Raw genomic sequence first — 23,330 nt, 5'->3', positions numbered from 1 at the left:
GCTGGCCTTACGTTACGGGCGATCGGTGAGAAGGATCATTGGCGAAGGATTGCCTTGGGCATCCCTCAGATCCCAGAAATACTGGTACCGAACCTTTGCGTCTCGAATGGATGCGGTCAGGTGGCGAAGGGCGAGATCACGCGCGTCAGTGGATACGAACTGATATCTGCGAACTTCCAGCTCTGGTTTACGATTGAAGTCCGTCTGCACCCGCCAGCCGTTGGGCATGATTCCGCCCACGATCTCTTTCAAGGTTGCGGCCTGGTACTCAGCAGTCACCGGCTCGTTCATCACGACAGTGGGATCGATGCGCTCAAGGATCACTCGCTTGTGTGCGGCTGATTCGATGACTTCGGCGTTGTTTTCGGCAAGCATCAACAGCTGATCGCTGTGAGCTTTGATATTCGCGATATCGGCGACCTGCTCGTATTTCACACGTTCAGCTTGCTGCTGTGCCTGCCGGTTTAGTTCGAGCGCATGCTGAATTTCAACTTGTTGCGCTAGCAGGTCAGTACGACGTTTGGCAGCCGTAGCTTCAGCAGTGGCCTTCGCTGCTTCGAGCTGCCGCTCCGTTTCTTTGCGGGCGGACATCAACGATTGTTTGTTGGATTCCAGATCGACCAGGGTCTGCCGATACTTACGCTCGGTTTCAGTCTCCTGAACAGAAATGACTGGATCATCAACCGACAAATCAAGCTTCAGACCTTGGCTTGGCTTGGTCTGCTGATAATCGACGGGCTGGTTAATGTTTTGTGCACGGCCGGCCTCGTAGGACCGATCGAACGGGGACAAGGCTTGATTGCGGGCGAGAGCGCTGTCGTCGAAAGCGCTATTCGCTGCATAAGCCGCTTGGCAGCCGATCATCAGTGCCAGAATGGACAGGGCATGCTTCACAACAAAATCCTTTGGAGGTGACTGTTATCCGTAATAGTGGTCAGCCACTGCTCCAAAAACGCGGTTTTGGTTGGAACTTTTGTAAAAAAACCGGCAACCTTTTTGGGTCACCCATTTTGGTATGCAGAAAAATGAGCAATTCGACTTCAACGAATGCCAAGTCCGCTATGTTTCCGATGCTCGTCATGCTGGCTTTGATGATCGGCGGCTATGCGGCATATCTCGTAGAGATCGGCCAAGACCTGAATTACCAAGCCTCCGCTTTAGCGCCTGCCTGGTACATGTTTAAACCGAGAATCCTGACCCAGCTCATCTCCGATGGGGGCTACGTCGGAACTCTTGTCGCTGTCGCCTTGAACATCGTCCACGCGGTTCTTTTCGCCGTAGTCGCCTATTCACTTGTCACGATCGGTCTTGCCCGTTTCTACGCCCCGAGGAATGGCGCAGAGCAGCAGGAGGATGAGGCTGAGGTGGATCCGTCAGTGTCCGGGCTTTTCCCGTGCGACATACCTGGATCGACGATGATGGTTTTGATTCCAGACTCCCAAGATCCGAATACCGGCCAGGTCATTGAAGGGGTGAAAGACATCGACCCATTCAATCAAATCTTTTTGCGGTGCGATCGCCAACCTGTCCCCACTGCACGCTCTCCTGAAACGCCGATTGAGAAATTGCATGTAGCTGTCCTGGAAATGCTGAAGGCCCATTCCACAGTGCCAGCAAGCGTCGGCCACCACCACGCAGATGCCTCGCTTCTACACCACTCCATAGCCATCTCGAAGGCGGTCGCTGAATACATGCACTCAAAGGGCTGGGTCGAACCATTGGCTCGGCTTGCCGGATTGGCTCACGATCTGGACAAACTCCTCGCGTACCAGCAAAAAGGGCCCGAGGAGTGGGTCAAGCGTAAGGACGCGACTCATCACAACACCTTCAGCGCATATCTCATACGCCAGCAGCCAGAGTTCCTCTTACTGCCCCAAGAAGATCAATTCACGTTGACCATGGCGCTTCGGTACTACCATCACCCAACTCAACTTCCTACGAATGTTGGAGATCGGGTTGAGCGGCTAATCAGTGCGATTCGAAATTCTGACGGGAAAACCATCCAGTCAGAGAAAGCTGCCGGGATTGCTTCCGCGCAATCCGCAGCGAATACGATCGACCTTGTGTCTTCCGCGATTGAGAAATTTCTTAACGTTGCCGATATCAATGCCTACCGCGGGGGCCAAGACGCCGGCTGGACCAAGGAAGCCTTTGAGTACGTCATCATTCCGATGTCTCGCCTCATCGAGTCCCTGAGTGAATTCCTACCTAATGAACTCGCGAGGCAAATGCAGTTGGGCGTCGACTCACGAAGCTTCAGTCACCCTTCAATCCCCGTCATTCGAGATTCATTGGTCGCCCTAGGATTGCTTATGTCCAAAATCAAGGACATGGACAGCCCGACCGGAATGTTTGATGTGAAGGTGGGAGTGAAGCCTTGGAAAGCCTGTGTTCTGCTGGATAAAGATCGGATTTCTGACCTGCTTCCCGCCACTGTTCCAAAATGGGGAACCACGAAATATGGGATGATCCGGATCCTCAGGCCGACTCTGGATAAGAATGAGTCTGACGATGAAAACCCAGTTGCCGAAGCTTCCGGGTAAAAAGATTCCGCATGCGAAAACTTTTCCCCGGCGCAATGCCGGGGAGTAAGGATGTTAGGGGGTGCCGAGAATCCTGAATGAAGCCTCAGTCCTCATAACCCTCTCAGCTCGGTCAACCTCACCCATGTCATTCCAACAGTGGTAGGCCTCTTCATACTTCGCCTGTCTCTCTGAAATTCGGCATAGGGTCGTCTGATACTCGGATCCGTCAAGGTAGTCGCGAGCAAACTGCTTCAGCGTGTCGTCGCGCCCGGTCTCCCACAGCAAAGCTACAACGGTATCTATCGCGTGTTTGCGGTTTTCTCCGCTGATTCCGAAGTATTTCATCTTCAGATCACCGTTTTTATCGCGATGCACGTACTGGCCGAGTACCTTTTCCGCCGCCCCGTACTTCCCTATCTGAACAGCCTGCCCCGCTCCAGATAACTGACTCTGGTCCTGTAGGTCTGCCGCTGAGGGAGCGAACATGGGCTTGTCATCGTGTGAGCACCCTGAGAGCGCAACAAGCGTCATCAGGATAGAGGTGTAACGCCTGACCATATCTAGCCCCTGAAGTGGTTCACAAGGGAGTAGCCACCCCCCGTACCAAACAACAAATTCTCGCGCGGCTGTAACGACTTCAGCATCGTCGGACGGACGCCAAACAGCTTTGTGATTTCCAGATATGAAGCATCCGGAGTTTTCAGCAGGAAGAACGTTGCAAAGTTTTTAAGCAAATCCTTGGTCACCTGATCTGGCTGTTGCACACCACACCAGACCCCGACACCATATCCTCGACCTTCTGTGCCGATCCGGTTGAATGGGCTGATCGGAGAGACAGAAATCTCTTTGATGTGCTTCCCTTCGTCCGCAATGAGGATGTGCGCCGGGAATTTGGGGTTAAAGGAGTTGTTCCGTTTCGTCTCCATGACCCCCATTGCAAACACCTGGCTTGCGATGATTCTCATAATGACCTGCTGGTGAGCAGGGCTCAGTGCGGTGAGGTCATACCGGTTGATTTTCCCGGCTTTAGGTTTCGATGGGTTACCGGTAAACAGTCGGCTATCAACCATCCCCTGAATGATTGCCTTCAGGCTGAAGAGCGTGTCTTTCGACCAGTGTTCCCAATCAGCGCCGACCCCTTTTTTACTGGTCAGAACGTCGTAGTTAATGAGCTTCGCTGCATGGCCTTTGAGGGTATCTTCAAGAGTCGCCCTGATTTCTTGAACACGCTCCTCGATTGCCGAATTCGGCTCTTCCTGCATCTTCATTTTGCGGATGTCCTTGTCCGCTTGAGATTTAGCCTGACCAAACGCTTTGAAAATATCAGCGACAGTCGTGGTATCCATTCCCCCAGTCAGGGCACTGAAGATAAGGTCGATTTCGTGTAGCACCTCTACTAATGTCGGGGACGTCATAGCCCATGTTGCTGGGTCATCATGATCAATGCCGGCCTTCAGGTAGACGCTTTTCAGAATCTCAATCAGGTAGTTGAGTTGCTTCTGGCCCGCCTGTGGGTTGAATACCTTCACAAGCTCCTTCACGTACTCGATCGTTCGAACTACTCCCCCACCCTCCTCTGTCCGCGGTACCTGCAAAGGATTGAGCGAGCAACCATCCTGGTAGTAGTTGAATTTGATATCGTTGAAGTCATCGGGGGCGAGCATGTGCCCCAGCCCCGTCGCCTCAAAGTTTGAGTGTGCGAAGTCGCCCTTGATATCGATTACGTGAAGTGTGGTACCGCGAACAAAGACGTTGGCCGCCATGTGATGGATGGTGTGAGTCTTACCCGCACCAGATCCACCCAAGAAGATGACGTTGAAGTTCGAGACCGATGGATAGGACCAGATCTTGGGCTCACCAGTCTTGGCGTCAACGCCGATATTGATTTCATCAAAATGGGTTAGGCCGCCAGCGCGCGCCACGCCCTGAGCTACCGCTGAAGGTGAGTATGCTGAAGCTTGATGCATTTGATCTTCTCTAGAAATTTCAGGTCAGCGGCGATGCGCTGTGGAATCGAGTCGCCCTGGGAACGGACGTAGGGGAATTTGCAGGTCGTGCACTTGAGTTCTTCGTTCCGCAACTTGGCAGAATTGCCGGCGGTATCAGCGATGACCTCAAACGATTCGTCATCACCACATTCGCATTCGACCAAAATGCCGCTCCGGTTTAGCTTGATCGCGCGGTCATCGAAATCCCCGCGAACCTTTGCAGCCGGCTCTATATCTGGGTCATTCCCGCTCAGCAGGTCGAGGAACAAGTCTGTCCACGTTTCATCGTGAGGTTTCTGGATCTCGTAACCCTCAACCTTGGCCCTGATGCCATGAAGGATGTGGGCAACCTCATGAGGAATAACTTGGTTGATCATCACCTCAAAATCCTGCATGAGGTAAAGACCCTGCAGGTTGAGCTTCACCGTCCCATGAGGTTGGCCACGGACGAGCATGACATCCAAATTGGAGGTCGAGTGGTCCGACAGCGAATAGTCAAAGCGGAGATCAATCCAAACGTCTTGTCCCGGGAAGTTTGCCTTTTGGAGGAGTCGACTGACCTCCTTGGCCGCATGAATCTCCCGCGCGAACTCAGCGTTGTGTTGGACGATCAATGGGAACTTCAGATTTTCAGTAGTCATACCCTAAATAGTGGGTAGGGACTGCCCCAAAATCGCTAACTCATTGGCCTTCATGGTGAAGAATGGCGTAGAGCCTGTCCCATTCCTCAAAACGGCCAGCATTGCCGTCCTTCACAAATCGATCCATTGCGTCGACCGGCCCACTCTGAATGTGCTCGATGGTAGCTAGATCTTTCTTCGGCCACTTGTTCTTTCCTACCGCAAATACGGCCTTTCTAGAGCGCTCAGGGTCAAATGCGGAGGGTGGTGCCCTCCCCTCGTGTCGGGATAACGCGAGAACGTGCTCAGAAGAGGCTACAGCTGCTTGATTCTCCCTATCCATTACCGGGGCAGGAGAATCTGAAGTCGGGACCATCCTCTTAGCGGGCATGCGAGGTTTCAGATGAGCAAGCAGTGCGGTGTCGGATAAGGATGGATACAGCACTTTTGCTAAGGCCAGGCAGTAGAGTTGGAGGTGGAAGATATCGGCGTCAGAGAGGCCAACGCTGATCGATCTTCCACTGCCATAGGCATCGGACTCGTTTGCACGAATGCTTAGAGGGAATGCGAGATCAGTTTCGAATCCACTAATCTGCTTCTTGGGTGCATCGGGCCGAACGATTTCGTATGAAAATGCCGTGGTGTCTCCCTGAAGCCATGCGTACAGAGCACGCACGCCCCCCATGTCCAAGGTGAGGGAGATCTTTTGTTCGTCTTTCTGCAGCAGGAAGGTTTCCTTCACTTTTCGGCTAAAAACCAACTTGAGGCCGGCGTGCACCCGAGTAGCAACAACCCCCTCAAAATCGTTTCGTAGATAAAGCGCAACAGACAGGCCTGCATTACTGAAGACCTGATAAGTACTCAGGTGCTTCCCTGCCCTCGGGTTCGAAGGATTGACGGCCTCAAAGCTCCAGACGCCATCATTCAACGATCCCCTAAGGTATTTCTCGTGGATAGCTGAGAAATCAATAAGCAATGGCGTGTCTCCTTGCGAATCGTCGTTTGTGGAACCAGATCAGAACTAGAGCCCCAGCGATCCAAATCGTGTGCGCGATGGCGCAGAGGATGTAGAACGATCGCAAGATAACGGTATGAGCGCGTACACCGTACTTGCTGTCGCCTATAACCCAATAGTGCTCGTTGCGCTTGTAGACCAGCACAGCCATGGTCCCGTTGGTGACCAGATCGTTGTCCGAGCCGAAGGTGCTACCCATTTCAGCTATCGGTTCGGCATGGAGCATCTCCATACGAGCCCTCACCTGATCCCTGATGTAGGGGTTGAATGCAGCTGGTTCGAATGTGTCCCCCTGCCAACAAACGAGGCGACTGTCCTTACAAATCTTAGCCATCTCCTCTGGAGGGGCTACTGCTGCAATATTTCCCCAGGCAATGCTGAAGTTCCAGCCCGGGAGGATGGTTTGCACCAGCAGCATATGGAACAGGAGTGTCGTTAACACGACGGCGCCCTGGGCTCCAAATACCATGATTCGATCAATGGTACGCCAGCGCTTCACCGCAATCCCAATGGCGAGGCCTGCTACAGCCACGCTGGCCAATATTACGTTGAGGAATTGAGGATTCACTGTTGGCCCAAAAATCAGGTGGGCAATTGAATAGTTCTCGCCTTCACGTAGCAAAATGAGGACGACAAGAAGCGCACCGATACCGCTTTTGGCGTTCAGTGTCCGTCGGAAAATCAGGGTGATGGAGAGAGCAAAGGAAAGGTAAATCAGGAGGTGTGAATAGTCGACAACCCAGTCAAATAGATTGGCGGTCAACCAGTCGCGTATGTAGTCAATCGAAAAGGTGAAGTGATCAAAGTCAAGCCCACGATCGTTTGGGGCTTCAGACCACATCGTTTTGAAGAATTCTCTGTTAGACATTGGAGAGCTGCTTTTACTGATTCCGACCTCATATGCTGAAGGCTCAGAATTTTGCACGCTACCCAAAAAGGGGGTGGGGAATTCAGGGAGTGGCTAGAGGGCCGATTGTCGGCCCTCAACGCGCGTCCAGGTACGCGCACGCCGAATGAGGATGGCAGTTTCGGCACACAAGGAAATTACCCCTGCTTACCAAAGTACTGACCAATCGAATAGCCCAGGTGGGCTGGTAACCTCTCGCATTCGACGTTGCCCATGAATGTGTTGCAAAAGCTCTCGTCCGCGAAGAGCACCAATACATGATGCTCAGGATTTGCCATCTCATCTTCTTGGCTGAATGCGTAGTAACCCGTGCCTGGATAATACCCTTTCAGCTCCACATTCCACGCTTCGATGGTATTGCGAACGAATTCAAGCGGCATCGAATCAGGGAAATAGAGCTTAGGGGCTTCAGGCCGAGCAAGAATGCATTCAGCGCCGTAGCGGAAATGGCTTTCGAACGAAAAACCTTGATCTGCAACATCGTTGGGCGTTTGCTGGTTTACGAGATCGAACATTGTGACACCTCTTCATCTAATTTCCGGGGCGGGCGCCACCTCCAACCACCCTCTTATCGAAGATGATTGGAGGTGACGCCCGCCCCTTCCGTTGTCCGGAAGAAGCGAGGTCACCGATCAATCAAAACAACAGCGCTAAGCCAGCTTCTAGGCAGCTCAAGGCTGTCTGAAACAAGGCATAAACAACGCCCCCGATTGCCAAGTACCAGCCCAGTGCCCGAGCCGTACGGCTTGAGGCGTCAGTGTCCTGGTACATGTGATAGAACTCCTCATCACCGAGGTTGGCAGGGCCAACAAACAGCTGGAGTTCATCCTCTTGATTTTTTGGAATCCCCAGAGCCTTTTTCGCATCGTAGTTCAATGCAATGCCGTGTCTTGGGATTTGCTTCTCACCTTGAACCGTTGGTACACCTTGGGCGCGAATCATCAGGAACTGACCATTTGCTGCGTTGTAGATCTTGATTAGCCCTTTACGGCTTACCAATCCACGGCCGCGGCCGGTACTGCTCATGATGTGCACGTTTGCGAGCCGAGCAATGTTCAGCTCGGCATCGGCACCACGCAGTGAAAAGCACTGGGTTACCTCAACGTTCTTGACGGGTTTGCGAGCTGCATAGTGAGCCTGGATGGGCCGAGGATCGAAGATCTTCATGACCTTCCAGAGAACCTTTGCAGCGCCGATCACACAGTTGTCGATCATTGGGACCAGTTTCGATTTGATATTTTGTTTCATGAGTTTCTCCTACTGAGGGCCGGACCTCAGCTCGCACACCTTTGGGTGGCTATAGAATTTATTGAGGGAGCGCCGGCAGCGTCCCTCGAACATCAGTTAGTCAAACTCGTATGAGAAGTCGTCGGATTCAAAGGCCTCCATGAGAGCCTTGGATACCGGTTTCCTTCTCCCACCTCGTTTAGCAATGACTTCCTCGTCTTCGTCGTCAAACTCAGCGAGGTCAGCGTTCATCTCTGGTTCCGGCACGAAATCATCTTCGAGCAGCTCACCAATGAATGCGTCATCTACCACCGGTGCAACCACAACCGCCTCTACCACCGGAGCTGGTGCCTTCACAGGCTCAGCAACCTTGATAGGTTTGATTACAGTTTCAATCGGTGGAAGCCCTTTAGCTTCTCGATCCTTAGCCCGCTTATCGCGCATCTGATCCCGCTTGGTGAGCGACCTGATGGTCTCTCCCGTACGGGTGTTGTCGATGAAGTCGTGCTGAGCGAGAACGCCCAAGAATGCCTTGAGGCAGAATTGGTGGTCCTCATCGGCATCCATCATTCTCAGTCGAACGTCGAGGACGGTGAGTGAGTTGATGACCAACCAGGAACAAGGATCATGGAATAGTGGCTCGATCGCAGACCTTGCAGATGTCAGCGTCATTTGCTTATTCAGATCCCGGAAAAGGCTGCCCTTTTCCCCAAAACGTTTGGCTCCTTTGAATGGTTTACCAACACGACGGTACTGAAACCCAAACGTGTCGCTTATCCACTGCCCATTCTTCACACGAGGTTCCAGCCCAAGGGCAATCTCCAAGCGTTCGATTGTGGCGTTGTCTGATCGGGTATCCGAGGTAGCCATGACTTCCGCCACGTTTTCCTTTTCAACCTGAACAGCGCCTGGCAGATATCCAGAGGTCGACCACAGTGCCTTACGATCGAAAACCAACTTGGTAGTGGTTATCTTGCGTTCGGACTGTCTTCTAACAGATGGTGTGCGAATTACATCGCCGAATAGATCAGTTTGCATAGCGCGCTCCAATCGGGCGCACCACTCCCCTAACGGGTGTGGTGGCCCGTCAGGGGTGGGAAGGTTTGAGTTACAGGTAGAAGTCGAACGAGGCAGTAATGCCTGTTTGTTCAGCAGGGGTGCTCGATTCGACGGCCGGGACCGTTTCCTCTTGCTTCTCTACAACAGCTTCTGCAACTACGACCGGAGCCGTAGTCTCTACAACAGTTGATGCAACTTGAGCGACATCAACGGGTGCCGAGACAACCGCGGGGGCGGTTGCAGCGTTCTGCTGCTGAGTACCTGTGGTTTGGACAGAAGCCGTGACAGCCGAAGCTGGCGAGGTCAACGCCAGACTAGGTTGCTGCAACACGGGAGCGACCATCGAGATGAGCAACGTGCCTTTATGCAGGTGATCAACAACTTTTCGCTGATCACGCAGTGCAGTGAGGCACGCTACAAAGTTCGAATAATCAATTGCGCTCATGAAACCCGATTCCGGCAGCTTGCCCAGAAGCCCATTAAGAGCGTCGTGAAGCGGCTGAATCAGCGGGTGAATGAAGGCCAGTGGAACCAGCTTTTCAGTCATCGCTTTCGCACGACGGATCGTGCGAGGGTTCAATTTGATCTCGCCATTGCTAGTGGTCCGATCCTTGCTGTCTACCAACTTCCAGATTGCAAGCGCCTCAGCACATACGTGCTGTACGCAAGCCCCCATCACCCCTTCTCGAAGAGCCACAACGCTGTCGCGCTGAGCTTTGTAGAGTTGAGCGTTAAAGTTCTTATCGTCCAGCTGGATGATATGAACCGTGTACGCGAAGGTGATGTTCTTCTCTACTTCTTCCCACGTCGGCTGACGCTTAACCAGTGCTGTTGTGAGCTTCGCAACAGTTAACTGGTCAGCGCCGGCGGCGATTGCCTTTTGCCCCAACTCCAACAGATGCGCTTGGCACATGTCGGTGTAGCGGACTTTATCGTCAGCCAAAAGCTGATTCCATTTCACTTCCAGGGCATCCAACTCTTCTGCCTTCTCCACTGCTGATGCGATGGTGTTAATACCGCCCAGTTGAGTTTTGATGGAGCCGAGCTTGTCCAGCACCTCTTCCGCTTGCTCGCGGATGCGGTGGTATGGACGGAGGAAATCCTTTGGAAAGATTTTCTCGCTGAGGAGCTTACGAGCCTTCTCTGGCAACTCACCCACCTTCACATCGATGTCATTCAGGTCGATCTGACGATCTTCCGAAATGCATTTGATCTGGTGGTTGAGCACCGCTACTTCGGTTTCAGCAGTTTGAGCAACGATTTGAACAGAGTTGTTTACGTTTGTGTCGGTCATGGTATTTCTCTCGCACCCGCCGGACCTCGGGGCAAAGTAATAAACACCCGGGGCCGGAGCCGGGTGTGATTCGAGCAATGAACTCGAGCAAACACCCGGCGTAAGCCGGAGGTTTGATCCAGCTCACTAGGAGGAGATGGAGCCCCTGGATGGGGGCTCCACTGACTCATCGGCCTAAGCCGTATCAGTCAGGTCATGCGGGACGACAGAAGCCAGCCTGTGCCTTCAATCCGATCTCATACCACTTCGCTAGAAGGGGTATGTTTTCGAATTGAGTTGGCATCGCAGCCCCGTTAGGGGCATTGAAACCAACGTTGCACGCTGCCGCGATTGCCCTCTTTTCATCAGGCGAGCCGGCTGCTGGAACTGTGTTCGTAAACTCGCTTACTGCACGATCAATGAGGTTCATGATCAATCTCGCTCCCGCCGTGTCGGGGCATTGAAAAGACAACACCTGGTCACGGGGCCAGGTGGTATCGAGCACGTTGTCTCGAAAACACCCAGCAAGGTCGGTCCCGAAGGATCAACCTGATGAGATCTATCAAGGAGTCCGCATCAACGCTTTGCTAATTTCTCAGCAGCGCGCGTAGCGGCCTCCTCTTTTTTGTCGCGCTCAAGCGCAGCAGTCCAACCGGCGTTCCAGCCTTTCAGCAGTGCCGGCGTTTGTTTGATCACATCAGGCGCTTGCCACGGATAACCGTTAAAGCCAGCGTGAAACCCATGGCCCTCCACTGTTTCCAGCGAAATTTCCAGCGGTTCCAAAACGTGATCGTTCCACGCCGAGATAGCTACCTCGACGTAGTCATAGTTGATTAGGCCTGACATAAATTCCTCGCACCCGAGCTGGGGCATTGATTGCAACGCCCGGTGACCCGGGCGTTCTGAGGTGGATTCCTCGGAATACCCGGGTGGGTACATGGTTTACATCAACAGCTTTTTTGCTTCAGCCAGCAGCGCTGGAGAAACTTCTGCACTCGACTTAGCTACCGCAAATGGGATCTTCGCTTCAGTAAGCCAGTCCGTACGGACCTTTTCACCGATGACCAGATACACCACACGAACGCCTCCGCTTTCGCAGAAACGAGTCATCTCTTTTGCCTTGGCGATATTTCCCGGAGCGCCATCGGTCAGCACAAACATCACTTTCCGATTAGCTTCGTGAGAAATAAGACGACGCCCCGCATGGAAAACTGCTTCTCCAATAGGGGTGTGGCTCCCGCCGGCGATTTTCCGGAGGCCGCCAATGCGCTTGAGCGCGGTTTGCTTGTTATCGCCGAAAGTTCGAGCAACAGACATCAGCTCACCCGTGCGCGGTGCAAACCCCAGAACCTCACGTGGGCAACCGATCTGGTCAAAGACCGTCTCGAGCAGCATCACTGATTCCAGGATCGAGCGCAGGGTGCTCGGGGCTTTAGCGGCCTCGAACTGATCCTCTTCCTCACCCATTGCGAAAGCCTTGTCAGCCTTGTCCATGGTTGAACCGGAAAGGTCGACAACAATCGATATTGCAGTTGTAGGGCGCTCCGCTTCCTCACTTTGAATGAAGAGTCGAGTGTCACCCAGACCTAGACGGTAGAGATGGCTCTGCCCCAATTGTCCACGGGTGGTCGAGTACGACTCCGCTTCTTCTTGTTGCATCAGCAAAGCTTGCAGCTTACTGGCCAGTACCTGAGACCGACGGCCTAGGCACTTCTCGATTCGCAGAGCTTCAGCAGCGTCCAACGGGGTAACAGACATCCCGTCGACCTTCTCCTTGTTCCCTGCGCCACCGCCAATGCCCTTTCCAGGCTTGCCAGGCGCAGCATCCAGTTTTCCGTCGATGACGCAATCTGGAGCAAGCGTTTGGCCTTCATACGCAGGATTGGTACCTGCCTTGACCGAGTTGGATACAGCTTTGACAGCCTCGCGGTCATCAAAAACCTCTTTATCCCCCAACCCAGTAGCGTTGACGATCTCATCAACGATTTCTTTCAGGGATCGGCCAGAAGCCTTACCCGAATCGCCGGTTTGACCGTCTTTATCTTCAGCACCTGCGGCACTCTTTGCGGTGTCATCATCACCAGCAGCGTTAGATTTACCTTGGCCATTCCCGTGACCAGGTTCGTCACCGCCCGTAGGCTGTGCTTCACCTTGAACACCGTCCTTGCCAGGTTTTTCTGCCCCTGCGGCTTTAGAGTCGCCCTGAGAGTTACCTGCACTACCGCCCTCCCCTTCACTAGGCTGTTGCTTCCCAGGGTTACCCGGTTCAGCTTCACCACGTTGACCACCTTCGCCACCGTCAGAGTTACCTGATTGCGATGGTTGCCCACCGCCCTGAGGATCTTCATTCTTTGGCTCGTCTTTCTTCTCCACTTCTTCGCCCAATGCTTTCAACATCGCGATGATCCGTAGCGTTAACGCTCCAGCATCTTGAGTTGATTGAACATTAGGGAATTCATTGATCAGAACGTCATTGAGGTTGCCACGCACGCGATCAGCATGAGTACCAAAGTGCTCATTGAAGTTAGTTTCGATCACCGCATGCGGTTCACTATATTCACTCCAGCGATCTTTGCGCAGATAGCAAAGGGCATAGCAGGCCACAGCTTCAGCAACCGATTGGCTGCCGTCGCGGAACTGCTTTCGATTGAACAGGATGTTTGCCTTACGCCGGAAGTATCTCTCGGCTTCTCGGGTAGCACGTGCTTGTTTGTACTCCATGTAGACGTCATCGAGGGCATTCAGCAGGAAGCGGGCAAAGTCGCCATGCTTAGCTGCAAACGCCTGAAAGAACGCCACGTCAGAGAACTGGATATGGCCCACCTCGTGGAAAGCGAATGCTTTCGTGAGGTCAAAGTCATCGATCGTCAGCTTCACCGGCAGGTTCGGAAGGAAAACACGTTTCCCATCCGTTGCTACTGGTTGGTTTTGACCAAATACAAATTCGATGCCTGTGTTGGAAGCTAGAACTCGAAAGAACGAAATCCAGCCCTGGGTAATAGCGTTGGCGCTGAAAGGCAACATAGCAGTCATGATCACTCTCCGATTCGAATAGCTTTGGCTTTCTGGTCGTGCTGTGCCGCGATCCCGCGTAGCTTCGCGAGCGAAGCACTTGGGACACGGTGTTGCGTGTGAATGACTAGGTCTGCATGCTGCGCAGCTACTTTCCGGTACACACTTGCCATGCGGCGGTGGTAACGGACCATCACGAATTTAGTTACAGCCTGCGCTACGGTTTTGATCAATTTCATGGTGTTTCCTCGCACCCTCCGGACCTAGGGGCAATAGAGATCAACACCCGGGGCCGGAGCCGGGTGGTTGTGAGTTCGAAGAACTCGTCAAACACCCAGCTTGAGCTGGATGTTTGATCCAGCTCTCAGAGCAAGGGCTGCCCCGAAGGGCAGCCTTGAAACGTATTAAACCTTTCCTTGAAGCAGCTCGACTTCCAGCTTATGACGGCAAGCCTGGTGGCTCACGTAGTCACGCATTGGACGGTTTACTGCATCGTGGGCAAGGCGCTCCGCCAAACGGCTAAAACGCGCTGCCTGCGCTTCGTGATAGCGACGCAAAACTACACCGATCCAGAACATGTTCAGAGCGGTGTCGATGCGTACAATTGCTGATTTCAGTGTGTTCATGGATAAAGCCTCTTACCTGCCGTGCACAGGATTAAACAAGGGTGTAACCCGGGCACGGTGCCGGGTTGTGAGCTCAGTGAGCTCGAACAAAAATCCCGGCGTGAGCTGGGGTTTTCATCCAACTCAGTGAAGAAGCATGGCCCTAGTGGGCCGATTTTTTTAGCAATAGAAGTCCACAAGACTCGCGACAGGAGTCGCTTGTACTGGGATCGTCTGATCAAGCTTGAGAACGTTGCCGTGAAGGTTTGGGGCGTCGTGAAACCATTGAAGGTCCTGAACATCCGCCTTGTTAAATGGATCTGACTCGAGAAACGTCCATGGATGGTCAGAAGACCACTCAATCGATGCCCCTGCCTGAATAGCCCCTTGCATGAATGCACGAACATACAGGTCGAGACATGTTTCTTCGGTCCGCAAGTGGAACAAGCCACGCCCGTCTGGGAGCAGCTCGTTGTCATCCAGCATTCCTCTGTCAGAGCACAACTCACGCGCCTTAGTCGTCATGGTTTCCCACAGACGGTCTGACACGAAGCCAAATCGCAGGATCCGCGCACCAAGGCGCAGCTCTACCGATTTCTCATTACCACCTAACACGACACCTGCTGAAGCAAGTACCTCATGAACAGCCTTCAAACGGGCAAGCCCGGCCGAGAACTGATCTGAAGTCATTGCCTTAATCCGAGCGTAAACCCCTCTGAGAAACACGGGAAATTCCCCGTGAAAAACATCAGTTGGCACTTGGAGTTTGCTGGTATCGACCGGCATGTCGAGATAGCCATTGGCTCGCGCCTCAGAAACCATCTCACACAGATATTCCCAAGCCTCCTGGGTACTGTGAGCAGTATCCTCCAGACGCTTAGTAATCTTCGGTTCGCCTTGAACAATCTGACCCTCGAACATCACACTGCCCCTGCTTCCCGCCGGCACAAAGCCGGCCAGGAAGTTACCTTTGGGGCTCACGAGATAGAACATTGTGAATCCCTCAGTTATGCAGCGGTTGCGATGTTGGATTTGATGAATGCATCGGCTACTTCGCTGACTGAGAAGGAGTGCTCCTCAGGCAGAATCAGTTTCCGAGAAAACGTCGATTCGAAAAGCTCTGCAGCCAACACCTGATCAGTTTCCTCAAGGTTAGTGTAGATAGCATCAACGAATGACTCATCAGCATCGCCATACATCATCCACTTGTAAGCCCAGCGCTGAATCTCGCGGAACGAGATGTTGTCGCAGGCTTCTTCCATGGCAAATGCTTTCCGAAAACGGAAGGCGAACTCCACAAGTTGACGAATGAACATGTCATCCATCTTTTGCTTGTCGGCCAGCTTTTTCTGAACTGCATAGGCATCTGCAGCCCCTTTCAGAGCTTTCATTTCCTCTTCAGGTGACATGAAGCCCACCTTGAAGCTGGTCATGCGACTGCGAACAGCAGCATTTTGCGAGTTGACCCCTGAGAAGCGGGCATCGCGCTGCTGCTTACCACCCGTGTTGTCAGTTGCGAACAACCGAAACGTAGGGTGCTTGACGATAGTCATCCCTCCATCGACGTTGAGAAGATCTCGCGGGTCCAGGGTTGGATCAATACCGTGGTGTTTCAAGTTGATGACCCCGTCACCCTGAAGGATGTCGTTGACGCCAACAAGAACACCAGGACGCAGTGTGCAGATTTCGTCGATCAGGCAAGTCAGACCATGCCGATAGGCATAGCTCAACACGCCATCAACTTCCTTGACGTCACCGTCCTTGATGGTTTTGCAACCAAGAAGGTGAGTGTCGTCAACGCCAGTGCTACCAGTGATGTTGATCATTGGTTTGTTCAAGCGATTGTGAAGCTGGGTAACCAGGGAGGTTTTACCGGTCCCTTTATCACCTACCAGCATGTAGCTGGTATCGCCACCTTTCATGCTCAGCAGAATCCGGCGAACCAGACTTTTGTTGAACACATGAGCACTGTTGCCTTTCGGTACCAGCGGATGCTGGCCTGTGAAAATCGGCAAGGCGCCTACCCCCTTCAGTTCCTCAGAGAAACCAAACAGTTCATGAGCCATGACCATTTCAGCTTTCTGAGAAGCCAATGATTGACGGTGCAGTGCTTCAATCTCAGCAACAGTACGAGCAGCGTTGGTGTTGGTTACAGCGTTGATTGCGTTAGTCATGATGGAGCCTCTCACCCGCCGGACCACGGGGAATATTTAGTAAACACCCGGGGCCGGAGCCGGGTGCGATTCGAGCAATGAACTCGAGCAAACACCCGGCGTAAGCCGGAGGTTTGATCCAGCTCACTAGGAGAGAAGACGCCCACCAGGGGCGTCCGAATTACAGAAGGATTAGATGCGTTCCCACACCCAGTTGGACCGGACATGTGAAGTCACCCCCATCGACCTCAGTGAGGTCATAGGAGTGCCAAGAACCCATCCATTTCAGCTGTAGCGTAAGCACGTTTCCGAGCCAACTCAGCTTTGTGCTTGCATACATACCGGCTTCAGCTAGGTATTCCTGGAACTCAGATTTCGAGATCCGGCACCCTGATGAAGCGCGGCGTACATACAAGAGTGTTTCTGTGGCGACACCGGTGAAGCCGGGTGACCATTCGGCATACATAGACATTTTCAATTCCTCACCAGCCGCGGCTGGATGATTAGTCCAGCCCGGAGGCAAGGGAGAGATTTAACTTGCTTCGCGAATCCCCAAAGGAATTGCGTCTTCATCCCAAAAGTGATGACGGATCATTTCAGATCGCAACAAGTCACTGGAAACTCCGATTCGAGCAGCAAGCTGCTTTTCTTCAAAGCCATGTGACAGCTGCAACTGATTAGCGACAGCCCAGAACGAACGCTCTGGAAGGTGCTCAACGGACATCACTGGATACGGTATCTCGACCGCTAACTCCGCGACGCCATTACTGACCTTCGATTCACCAACACCATGTGCGTATCCTCGATTCCACTCATCGTGGTCACGAGTATCCGGTGTGTGTGGATTCTCGATGTTGCTGCTTCCCACCTGATTCGCAGCCAAGCGGCCAGCTTCCCAGGGAGTAATACCGTTATCCTTTGGATATGTGTGTACCACCCATTCCAACGCACCACCACGATCGACCAAACGTTCGATCGTGTTCGGAGCGGGCACATCTACCCAATCTGCCATAAGCAGAAAATTCAGGAACGTCTCTTCAGACTGTCTTGAATCTTCAAACAGTTCCATGAGGGTCTCAGAGAACTCGACTTCGTCGTACCAGCCATCGAACTCGAGGACACGAGACCTTTTCACATGGCTTCGGACGAAATGGGTTAAATGGTTACCGTGCATCCCCCGATCGGTTGATCTCCAGTTCGCCTCAAGCAACAAGGCTCTGTCGATGCAATTAGTGATCGAGAAACCATCAGATCCGCCAACACCAGCTCCTGGGATTTTCTCCCAGTACAAATTGCCGAGGGCTGGATGGACAGCAGTAACCAACACTCCAGTCACAAAGCGAGCACGAAGGGGTGTAGGGGTAGTTTCAATATAATTCATCGTAAAGCGCTCCTACCCGCTGCAGACGGGAGATAAAAAGAAAAACGCCCGTCTGCAGACCGGGCGTGGATTGGTCAACGCCCGGAAACAGCAAAGCTGTTCCGGACGTTTTCACGACCAGACAGCATCAGCTGTTAAGGTACCCAATGTGTTTCATCTCCATTTTGGCCGCTGCGTAAGCGACCTCAAGAACTACCGAAGTGAGCAAGCTCCCAACGGTTAGCCACCACGGCATATGAATGCCATGGAAAATGAACACGTAAAACGTGAAGGCTGTAATAGCCCACTTGAAGTATTTGGCAAGCCAAACCCCCACAAATGAGGGTACGACTAGCCACCGCTTCATTGGACGCTCACCAGCGACCGTCGCTGCAAACAACGCAAACGTCAGCCCGATGATTTTCCTGCGGTACAGCTTCACAAGTGGATGCACCAGGCCAAAGCCTTTAGCGGTTACACCACTTACATTTTTTGAGTTGAAGCAATTTAAATTGAACATCTGTTTTCACCTTTTTTATTAGATTTTATTTTTATAGAGTGCCGCGAGCCCCTAAAACCTAATAACCCTGATGGGGTTTTTTAGGCCCCAGGGGGTGAATCTATGCAGCGCCCTCAGTCATGAGGGGTGTGTCTGATTGGGAATAAACTCTTCCCTCTCGATTCGCAGTGATCGCACCATAACCATACTGTGAAAGCCATGGTCAATACCACTAGGTATGCAATTGCTGGGAAAGACATAGTCGATTCCTTTAAAAGTTAAAGATTGGGATTTTCACCACCATCACAACTCAAGGAGCACGACCTTTTCGTTTGCCGCGGCGAGTCTTGCGCTTACGCGCAACATTTTGCTGCAGCCGTTTCTTTTTGCTCTTGGCCTTGGTTGGATTTGAAGACTTGGTCAGCATTACTGCGACCATCAACACGGAAACAAGAAAAACGATCTTCTGTTCGTGAGCAGTCCACCCTTCAAACAAGGAGGCAGAGACAGTACCCATGATTGCCGACACAATGGCCAGCATCAGGTTTTTGATGTATGACATCGTTACCTCCAGTTACGCCGTCGCGTGTTAAGTTAATAACACTCCCAGGGCGTCCCGCCGGAAGTGTTAACTTCCGGCCCGAGGGCTGGATTTAGCCCATCAACTGATGGAACTCTGTTTAACCAACCTTGACTTCTGAAAAGTCCATGGTCAGCTGATCTTCTTGGCGCTTACGCTGTGCAACTCTCATTTCCAGCCGTCTACGCAATTCCAGTCGGAGCGCTTCATGCTGATGAGGTCCCACTCGGCGCACCCAAGAACTCAGATAATGACGCCCTTCAAACTCCTTCCTCATTTCGAGGGATAGGAGCCTATGGGTTATCACCTGGCTACCTGGACACCAAACCACGTTAATGCCTTCAGCACCGTCTGAGCTTTCAATCAGTTCGGTGTGTTTGGCAATGTATATTTGCCGCTCCATTTGGCTCATCTTCTTCAACGCTTCACAGAGGTGTTCACCTTGCGCAATGTACTGAATCAGAACGAACTGACCAATTTTGCGATTCGGATCCTCTGCTTTACGACGCTTCTCGACAGCCCGCTGGGCATACCGCTCCATCAGATACGACTCACGCATATCAAGTCTCCGAAGGGCAGCATTCCCCAATAGGGCAAGGATGCCCTACTAGGTAGGATTGTTTAAACCAGGTCGGCAATGGTTAGCCCTCCTGGGATTTTGTAGCCTCGCTTAGAACCTTCCAAACAAAGCCCGGCATAGTCGCAACGTGTTTGACTATCACAGGGCGAGTTGTAGGCCGCTCCAGACGTTCGGTGAAATTCACCTCGCCTGATACGACTTGCGACAATTCGTGCATAGTCGAAAGCCTCTTCGACATCACTACGAGTGCGCTTGGTCCACTGCACTGGCTGCCACATGGCATTGATCAACGACTCAGAATCTACCTTCGACATATTCGGCTTAAGCCCTGAGGCAAATCCGCATGCTGCAGGTTCTTTGATTCCAAGTGATTCACACGCTAACCGAACCGCTTCCCAGTAGAACGTAAGCTGCAAGGCAATGCCTGCGAACAAAGCGCCCTCCTTTGATGCTGCCGTCTTCCAATCAAGGATTACGGTATCTCCCTTTGCTGCAATGACAACACCATTGAAGATGATGTCCCTTTCAGCAACACCGACGAAGTCGATGACGAGGTTGATGTAAGTATTAGGTGCAATCTTCAGCCGGAATGCGCCTTCGATGATCACGGGCCTCAACCCTAGATTTTCAAAGAAGCTTGGAAACTGACCGGCCAAACGTTTCCCGATCACCTCGTTTACCTCCCGAGTTTTAGACTTTGCCATGCTGATTAAGCCTGACATAGACAGACGGAAAAACTCTTCGGAGAAGCGCTTTTCCATTTCGTCGGGTTGAATATAACCTTTGATATAACCCTCAATCACCCAGTGCAGAGCAGAGCCGAACACAAGATTCAAAGGAGTAGCCATTGGTTTTACGCGGGATCGATAGTAGCCAAGTGAACGTTGACAGACTTGAGATTTCAAAATCTGTGTTGGTGACAAATCTACAACCGTATCATCAGAGATCGGGTTGAAAATATAAGTCGGATTAAAATATGCGGTCATGCTCTCACCTATAACGGGCGCGCACAACTAACCCGAAGGCAGTGTGAGTGCCCTCGAGGGAATATTTTTAATTAGAAGGGCGACTCGTCAGAATCATCCTTTTCGATCTTCATTTCACCATCATCATCGCGTTCATGTGACAAAAAGCGTGCTTTCGCTTGCTCAAATGCCTCACTGCTTGGTTGCCGCCAAAGCTGGGGAACACTCACGATTTCAATTTGGTTAGACATGAAGTGCCTCCTATATCCCCGACTGCACCAGGGATAAGCTCATAGAGATTACCCGTGCAGGGGATTGGCATGAAGCCGGAGGTGCCTTTTCAGTACTGCGAGCAGTGCTGGTAGGCAGAGATACACGATCCTGGAACAAATCTACTGAAGCGCAAGCGCAACAGGAAATGCCTGGTATCTCAAAATGAGGAGACGTCAGATGACGAATCCAAAATGGTTCCAACATTGTCTGTGTTCAACAAGTCAAGAATTAGCAGGACTTGAATCACACCCTGAAAAACCTCATAGAAATGCTACGACGTAGGTCAGGTTAGCTCTCAAAGGAGGGCTAGTAGGACACCGCAATGCTGCCGTAGCTCGGGTCAGTCGTCAAGCCAAAATGACAGGGCGAAAAAAACCCCTGGCAGCATTAGCTGGCCAGGGGTTCTCTTCGTACTCACGCCGCCTTAGACGCAGCCAAAATGCTTTCCGAAGAAAGCTTCTTGGCATGGCCTGTAGGCGTGAACACACCGCCCTCAAGGGCTTGGGTACGCAGATAGTCGAATCGTTCAGCAATGGGCATATCCAGCACCTTGTTCGCGACCACAATATCTTCCCAGTCAGGACCTTTCGCTTCCTTCGTTGGGTTGGTATCAGGAATCATCAAACAGACACGGAATCCCGCACGCATAAGCTCAACAAAGAGCTTGTACATGTAGGTTTGCCCGACACCAGGCTTTTGGGTGGCCTCGTTGAAAGGGTCATGATCGGCCCAAAGAACAACGTCATCCCATTCAGCACGGTTAACGTATAGACCTGGGAGCGAAGTGCAGCTGTTGGCCGCACGAACGCTCTCGCCCGTTGCCAGGTGAAGCGCCCATCCCTTTTCGACACCTTCACAGATGTGCAGAGTTCTGCATTCAGGAACGGTGGCTACAGCGATGGGGGTTTTAGACCAGTTGTCCAAACCTGAACAGACCTTCTTTGGCTTCTTCACTTCAGGGTGATCGAGTTTGCGTCCGTCCTCGGTCAGAAAGATGCGATGAAGGTTCATCACCCTACCCTGCCCGTTTCGAAACACCGAAACAATCCCGGGAAATTTTCCAATGAGTTCCTTCACTGCTTTGCCGTTAACCGTACGAGTACGGTAATAGGGCAAAGCCGGGTGGAACCAAACATCACCAATGGCTTTGTTCAAAGGAATGCCGCGGCGACGGAAATACATTCTGCCGATTTTCGAATCCGGATGACCGAGGGGAAGAACATCCTTGACTATGCTCTTCAACGCAGCAACCTTCATCTTATTCTCGTCAGCAGTTGAGCGCGGACGTTGGCGTTGAGGAGCCGGAGCTTCTTTTGCCTTGTACGCTGCTGCACCGCCACCATAAGCCCGCTTAATTTCCAAGCACACGTCAGTAAACGAGCTACCAACGCCTGCCTGCACGAGCAAATCAATCTGGCTCCATCCGTCCTGGTTGCAAGAACAGATGGCCCGGCCTTCGTGATCTGATTTCTCAGAGAACCTGAAGGAGTCACGTCCGCCGCCTTCCCGATGACGCTCTGGGAATGGACAGTCGACACCGTGACCGAGCCTGCTAATTGCTTGGCTGAAGATGGGGGCTACACGCTCCATGACGTTTAACCAACCACCAGCGTGCTTCACAATGTCGCTAACCTCATCCTTCAAAGGAGGTCTTTTTTTACTATCTGACATGGCTGTATCTCCTAAAAAATGAGGCAGCCATGTCCCGAAAGGGCAATGTGCATGCCCTAAAGGGTTGTGTGTTACGTGAATACAGATTTTTAAAGAGCCCAAGAACAGCTAATAGCCGTACAAGGAACCTTCGACAGAATCCTATGCGAAATAGCGCATGCGAAAACTGGCAAAAAGATCACCTACGACGCTACTGCCCAGGGCTGTAGGATTCAAGGACGCCATGTACCAGAAATGCAAAAAGGCTCTGACGGTTAAGTCAGAGCCTTTCACATTCAGCTAGTACCTGGACACCTCTCCTACAGCTTTGAGTAAAGCTGCACGAGGGGTGCCCAGATGAAGGTCATGGGCGAGAAGAAAGCATTTCAGATCCAGCTCCAGGCTATGAAGGTGGACGCAAGCATTAGAACCGTGAACTGCGCATCAAGAGCTGAATATCAGCAAAGAGCAGCGGCGAACGCGGATAAAGTGCAGGGAAACGCAGACAGCATCAAACCATTGAAAGGTTTGATTCGCACCGCTCAACCGGGGACGTATCTCCGATTGAGGCCTTAGGAAATCGTTATCGGGACGGCGAACTGCGACGAACTAGTGACGGATGATGAGTGCGAAAGGACTCACACAAACGTCAAAAGCCAAGCAGACCGGCCACATGCAAGGAACACAGAGATGGACAAGTTAGCGAGGTGACGAATGGGCGAAAACATCAGCCAAAACGACAAGTCGCAGGAAGCAATCCAGAGGGAAGACAACCTAAGACAATGACTTTTTAAAGAGCGATGACGCAAAGCAACAAAACGAATAGTCAAGCTGCAAAGGTAGAACAGGACGGTCAAGATCATAGGTGAAATTGCACCTTTGACAGACCACCTAAACAAACCAGACGAAATGTCGTTGGTCGGTAAAGGCTGTGATCGGTGCTAGAGAAATAACTCAGGGCACGGGAGTGATCACGAAAAACAGTTTTAGGCTACGAGTCCTGTCGCTTTGAATCAAGGACATCGTGTCCATAAAGGAC

General features: G+C 52.2%; 24 protein-coding genes. 1 reads left to right on the top strand and 23 read right to left on the bottom strand.

Annotation, left to right across the window (positions count from 1 at the left end; genetic code table 11):
* Positions 1–12: 12 nt before the first annotated feature.
* Positions 13–894, bottom strand: coding sequence for a hypothetical protein (locus AC07V9_RS07305; protein WP_495015057.1), 882 nt, complete (start codon positions 892–894; stop codon positions 13–15).
* 131 nt (positions 895–1,025) lie between these two features.
* Here AC07V9_RS07305 and AC07V9_RS07300 point away from each other — a divergent pair, with 131 nt between their 5' ends.
* Positions 1,026–2,543 carry an HD domain-containing protein gene (locus tag AC07V9_RS07300; RefSeq protein ID WP_495015056.1) on the top strand — a complete coding sequence of 506 codons (1,518 nt, stop codon included), beginning with the start codon at positions 1,026–1,028 and terminating at the stop codon, positions 2,541–2,543.
* Positions 2,544–2,597: 54 nt separating this feature from the next.
* Here AC07V9_RS07300 and AC07V9_RS07295 read toward each other — a convergent pair whose 3' ends face one another.
* From AC07V9_RS07295 to AC07V9_RS07190, 22 genes are all read right to left on the bottom strand, one after another.
* Positions 2,598–3,083 (bottom strand): hypothetical protein, encoded by a 486-nt coding sequence (locus AC07V9_RS07295; RefSeq protein WP_495015055.1) that lies wholly within the window; start codon positions 3,081–3,083, stop codon positions 2,598–2,600.
* A 2-nt stretch (positions 3,084–3,085) separates the two neighbouring features.
* The gene (locus AC07V9_RS07290) at positions 3,086–4,492 is read right to left on the bottom strand and encodes an ATP-binding protein (RefSeq protein WP_495015054.1); all 1,407 of its coding nucleotides are present in this window, start codon (positions 4,490–4,492) and stop codon (positions 3,086–3,088) included.
* Positions 4,456–5,154, bottom strand: a complete 699-nt coding sequence (locus AC07V9_RS07285) for a hypothetical protein (protein WP_495015053.1) — start codon at positions 5,152–5,154, stop codon at positions 4,456–4,458. The genes AC07V9_RS07290 and AC07V9_RS07285 overlap by 37 nt, the downstream gene beginning before the upstream one ends.
* 40 nt (positions 5,155–5,194) lie before the next feature.
* Positions 5,195–6,109, bottom strand: coding sequence for a hypothetical protein (locus AC07V9_RS07280; RefSeq protein ID WP_495015052.1), 915 nt, complete (start codon positions 6,107–6,109; stop codon positions 5,195–5,197).
* On the bottom strand, positions 6,099–7,016 hold the full coding sequence (locus AC07V9_RS07275) for a hypothetical protein (RefSeq protein WP_495015051.1): 918 nt from the start codon (positions 7,014–7,016) through the stop codon (positions 6,099–6,101). Before AC07V9_RS07275 ends, AC07V9_RS07280 begins: the two co-directional genes overlap by 11 nt.
* Positions 7,017–7,192: 176 nt before the next feature.
* A complete protein-coding gene (locus tag AC07V9_RS07270) occupies positions 7,193–7,570 on the bottom strand; it encodes a hypothetical protein (RefSeq protein WP_495015050.1) in 378 nt (125 codons plus the stop codon).
* A 121-nt stretch (positions 7,571–7,691) separates the two neighbouring features.
* Positions 7,692–8,303: a hypothetical protein gene (locus AC07V9_RS07265; protein WP_495015049.1), complete on the bottom strand. Its 612-nt coding sequence runs from the start codon at positions 8,301–8,303 to the stop codon at positions 7,692–7,694.
* Between the two features lie 96 nt (positions 8,304–8,399).
* The gene (locus AC07V9_RS07260) at positions 8,400–9,320 is read right to left on the bottom strand and encodes a hypothetical protein (protein WP_495015048.1); all 921 of its coding nucleotides are present in this window, start codon (positions 9,318–9,320) and stop codon (positions 8,400–8,402) included.
* A 70-nt stretch (positions 9,321–9,390) separates the two neighbouring features.
* A complete protein-coding gene (locus AC07V9_RS07255) occupies positions 9,391–10,635 on the bottom strand; it encodes a DUF3150 domain-containing protein (RefSeq protein ID WP_495015047.1) in 1,245 nt (414 codons plus the stop codon).
* A gap of 555 nt (positions 10,636–11,190) precedes the next feature.
* Positions 11,191–11,460: a hypothetical protein gene (locus AC07V9_RS07250; protein ID WP_495015046.1), complete on the bottom strand. Its 270-nt coding sequence runs from the start codon at positions 11,458–11,460 to the stop codon at positions 11,191–11,193.
* A gap of 96 nt (positions 11,461–11,556) precedes the next feature.
* Positions 11,557–13,647, bottom strand: coding sequence for a hypothetical protein (locus AC07V9_RS07245; RefSeq protein ID WP_495015045.1), 2,091 nt, complete (start codon positions 13,645–13,647; stop codon positions 11,557–11,559).
* Between the two features lie 2 nt (positions 13,648–13,649).
* Positions 13,650–13,865 (bottom strand): hypothetical protein, encoded by a 216-nt coding sequence (locus tag AC07V9_RS07240; protein WP_495015044.1) that lies wholly within the window; start codon positions 13,863–13,865, stop codon positions 13,650–13,652.
* 165 nt (positions 13,866–14,030) lie between these two features.
* Positions 14,031–14,252 carry a hypothetical protein gene (locus AC07V9_RS07235; RefSeq protein ID WP_495015043.1) on the bottom strand — a complete coding sequence of 74 codons (222 nt, stop codon included), beginning with the start codon at positions 14,250–14,252 and terminating at the stop codon, positions 14,031–14,033.
* Between the two features lie 159 nt (positions 14,253–14,411).
* On the bottom strand, positions 14,412–15,224 hold the full coding sequence (locus AC07V9_RS07230) for a hypothetical protein (RefSeq protein WP_495015042.1): 813 nt from the start codon (positions 15,222–15,224) through the stop codon (positions 14,412–14,414).
* Between the two features lie 14 nt (positions 15,225–15,238).
* Positions 15,239–16,405: an AAA family ATPase gene (locus AC07V9_RS07225; protein WP_495015041.1), complete on the bottom strand. Its 1,167-nt coding sequence runs from the start codon at positions 16,403–16,405 to the stop codon at positions 15,239–15,241.
* Positions 16,406–16,916: 511 nt separating this feature from the next.
* Entirely contained in the window at positions 16,917–17,765 is an 849-nt protein-coding gene (locus AC07V9_RS07220) for a hypothetical protein (RefSeq protein WP_495015040.1), read from the bottom strand.
* Positions 17,766–17,892: 127 nt separating this feature from the next.
* Positions 17,893–18,264 carry a hypothetical protein gene (locus tag AC07V9_RS07215; RefSeq protein ID WP_495015039.1) on the bottom strand — a complete coding sequence of 124 codons (372 nt, stop codon included), beginning with the start codon at positions 18,262–18,264 and terminating at the stop codon, positions 17,893–17,895.
* Positions 18,265–18,553: 289 nt separating this feature from the next.
* The gene (locus tag AC07V9_RS07210) at positions 18,554–18,805 is read right to left on the bottom strand and encodes a hypothetical protein (RefSeq protein ID WP_495015038.1); all 252 of its coding nucleotides are present in this window, start codon (positions 18,803–18,805) and stop codon (positions 18,554–18,556) included.
* A 118-nt stretch (positions 18,806–18,923) separates the two neighbouring features.
* Positions 18,924–19,382, bottom strand: coding sequence for a hypothetical protein (locus tag AC07V9_RS07205; RefSeq protein WP_495015037.1), 459 nt, complete (start codon positions 19,380–19,382; stop codon positions 18,924–18,926).
* Between the two features lie 62 nt (positions 19,383–19,444).
* Positions 19,445–20,389, bottom strand: a complete 945-nt coding sequence (locus AC07V9_RS07200) for a PD-(D/E)XK nuclease family protein (protein WP_495015036.1) — start codon at positions 20,387–20,389, stop codon at positions 19,445–19,447.
* 71 nt (positions 20,390–20,460) lie between these two features.
* Positions 20,461–20,619 (bottom strand): hypothetical protein, encoded by a 159-nt coding sequence (locus tag AC07V9_RS07195; RefSeq protein WP_495015035.1) that lies wholly within the window; start codon positions 20,617–20,619, stop codon positions 20,461–20,463.
* A 436-nt stretch (positions 20,620–21,055) separates the two neighbouring features.
* Positions 21,056–22,312, bottom strand: a complete 1,257-nt coding sequence (locus tag AC07V9_RS07190) for a DUF7146 domain-containing protein (RefSeq protein WP_495015034.1) — start codon at positions 22,310–22,312, stop codon at positions 21,056–21,058.
* Positions 22,313–23,330: the final 1,018 nt, after the last annotated feature.

Source organism: Pseudomonas sp. GW821-FHT02A11 (assembly GCF_059421985.1).
This window is presented reverse-complemented; position numbering and strand designations above follow the sequence as displayed.

Excerpts from the sequence above, each read along its gene's own strand:
- AC07V9_RS07290 (WP_495015054.1), bottom strand. The coding sequence starts at position 4,492 with ATGCATCAAGCTTCAGCATACTCACCTTCAGCGGTAGCTCAGGGCGTG.
- AC07V9_RS07275 (WP_495015051.1), bottom strand. The coding sequence starts at position 7,016 with ATGTCTAACAGAGAATTCTTCAAAACGATGTGGTCTGAAGCCCCAAAC.
- AC07V9_RS07195 (WP_495015035.1), bottom strand. The coding sequence starts at position 20,619 with ATGTCTAACCAAATTGAAATCGTGAGTGTTCCCCAGCTTTGGCGGCAA.
- AC07V9_RS07235 (WP_495015043.1), bottom strand. The coding sequence starts at position 14,252 with ATGAACACACTGAAATCAGCAATTGTACGCATCGACACCGCTCTGAAC.
- AC07V9_RS07230 (WP_495015042.1), bottom strand. The coding sequence starts at position 15,224 with ATGTTCTATCTCGTGAGCCCCAAAGGTAACTTCCTGGCCGGCTTTGTG.
- AC07V9_RS07200 (WP_495015036.1), bottom strand. The coding sequence starts at position 20,389 with ATGACCGCATATTTTAATCCGACTTATATTTTCAACCCGATCTCTGAT.
- AC07V9_RS07215 (WP_495015039.1), bottom strand. The coding sequence starts at position 18,264 with ATGTTCAATTTAAATTGCTTCAACTCAAAAAATGTAAGTGGTGTAACC.
- AC07V9_RS07265 (WP_495015049.1), bottom strand. The coding sequence starts at position 8,303 with ATGAAACAAAATATCAAATCGAAACTGGTCCCAATGATCGACAACTGT.
- AC07V9_RS07285 (WP_495015053.1), bottom strand. The coding sequence starts at position 5,154 with ATGACTACTGAAAATCTGAAGTTCCCATTGATCGTCCAACACAACGCT.
- AC07V9_RS07190 (WP_495015034.1), bottom strand. The coding sequence starts at position 22,312 with ATGTCAGATAGTAAAAAAAGACCTCCTTTGAAGGATGAGGTTAGCGAC.
- AC07V9_RS07250 (WP_495015046.1), bottom strand. The coding sequence starts at position 11,460 with ATGTCAGGCCTAATCAACTATGACTACGTCGAGGTAGCTATCTCGGCG.
- AC07V9_RS07255 (WP_495015047.1), bottom strand. The coding sequence starts at position 10,635 with ATGACCGACACAAACGTAAACAACTCTGTTCAAATCGTTGCTCAAACT.
- AC07V9_RS07245 (WP_495015045.1), bottom strand. The coding sequence starts at position 13,647 with ATGACTGCTATGTTGCCTTTCAGCGCCAACGCTATTACCCAGGGCTGG.
- AC07V9_RS07240 (WP_495015044.1), bottom strand. The coding sequence starts at position 13,865 with ATGAAATTGATCAAAACCGTAGCGCAGGCTGTAACTAAATTCGTGATG.
- AC07V9_RS07295 (WP_495015055.1), bottom strand. The coding sequence starts at position 3,083 with ATGGTCAGGCGTTACACCTCTATCCTGATGACGCTTGTTGCGCTCTCA.
- AC07V9_RS07270 (WP_495015050.1), bottom strand. The coding sequence starts at position 7,570 with ATGTTCGATCTCGTAAACCAGCAAACGCCCAACGATGTTGCAGATCAA.
- AC07V9_RS07205 (WP_495015037.1), bottom strand. The coding sequence starts at position 19,382 with ATGCGTGAGTCGTATCTGATGGAGCGGTATGCCCAGCGGGCTGTCGAG.
- AC07V9_RS07300 (WP_495015056.1), top strand. The coding sequence starts at position 1,026 with ATGAGCAATTCGACTTCAACGAATGCCAAGTCCGCTATGTTTCCGATG.
- AC07V9_RS07225 (WP_495015041.1), bottom strand. The coding sequence starts at position 16,405 with ATGACTAACGCAATCAACGCTGTAACCAACACCAACGCTGCTCGTACT.
- AC07V9_RS07220 (WP_495015040.1), bottom strand. The coding sequence starts at position 17,765 with ATGAATTATATTGAAACTACCCCTACACCCCTTCGTGCTCGCTTTGTG.
- AC07V9_RS07260 (WP_495015048.1), bottom strand. The coding sequence starts at position 9,320 with ATGCAAACTGATCTATTCGGCGATGTAATTCGCACACCATCTGTTAGA.
- AC07V9_RS07210 (WP_495015038.1), bottom strand. The coding sequence starts at position 18,805 with ATGTCATACATCAAAAACCTGATGCTGGCCATTGTGTCGGCAATCATG.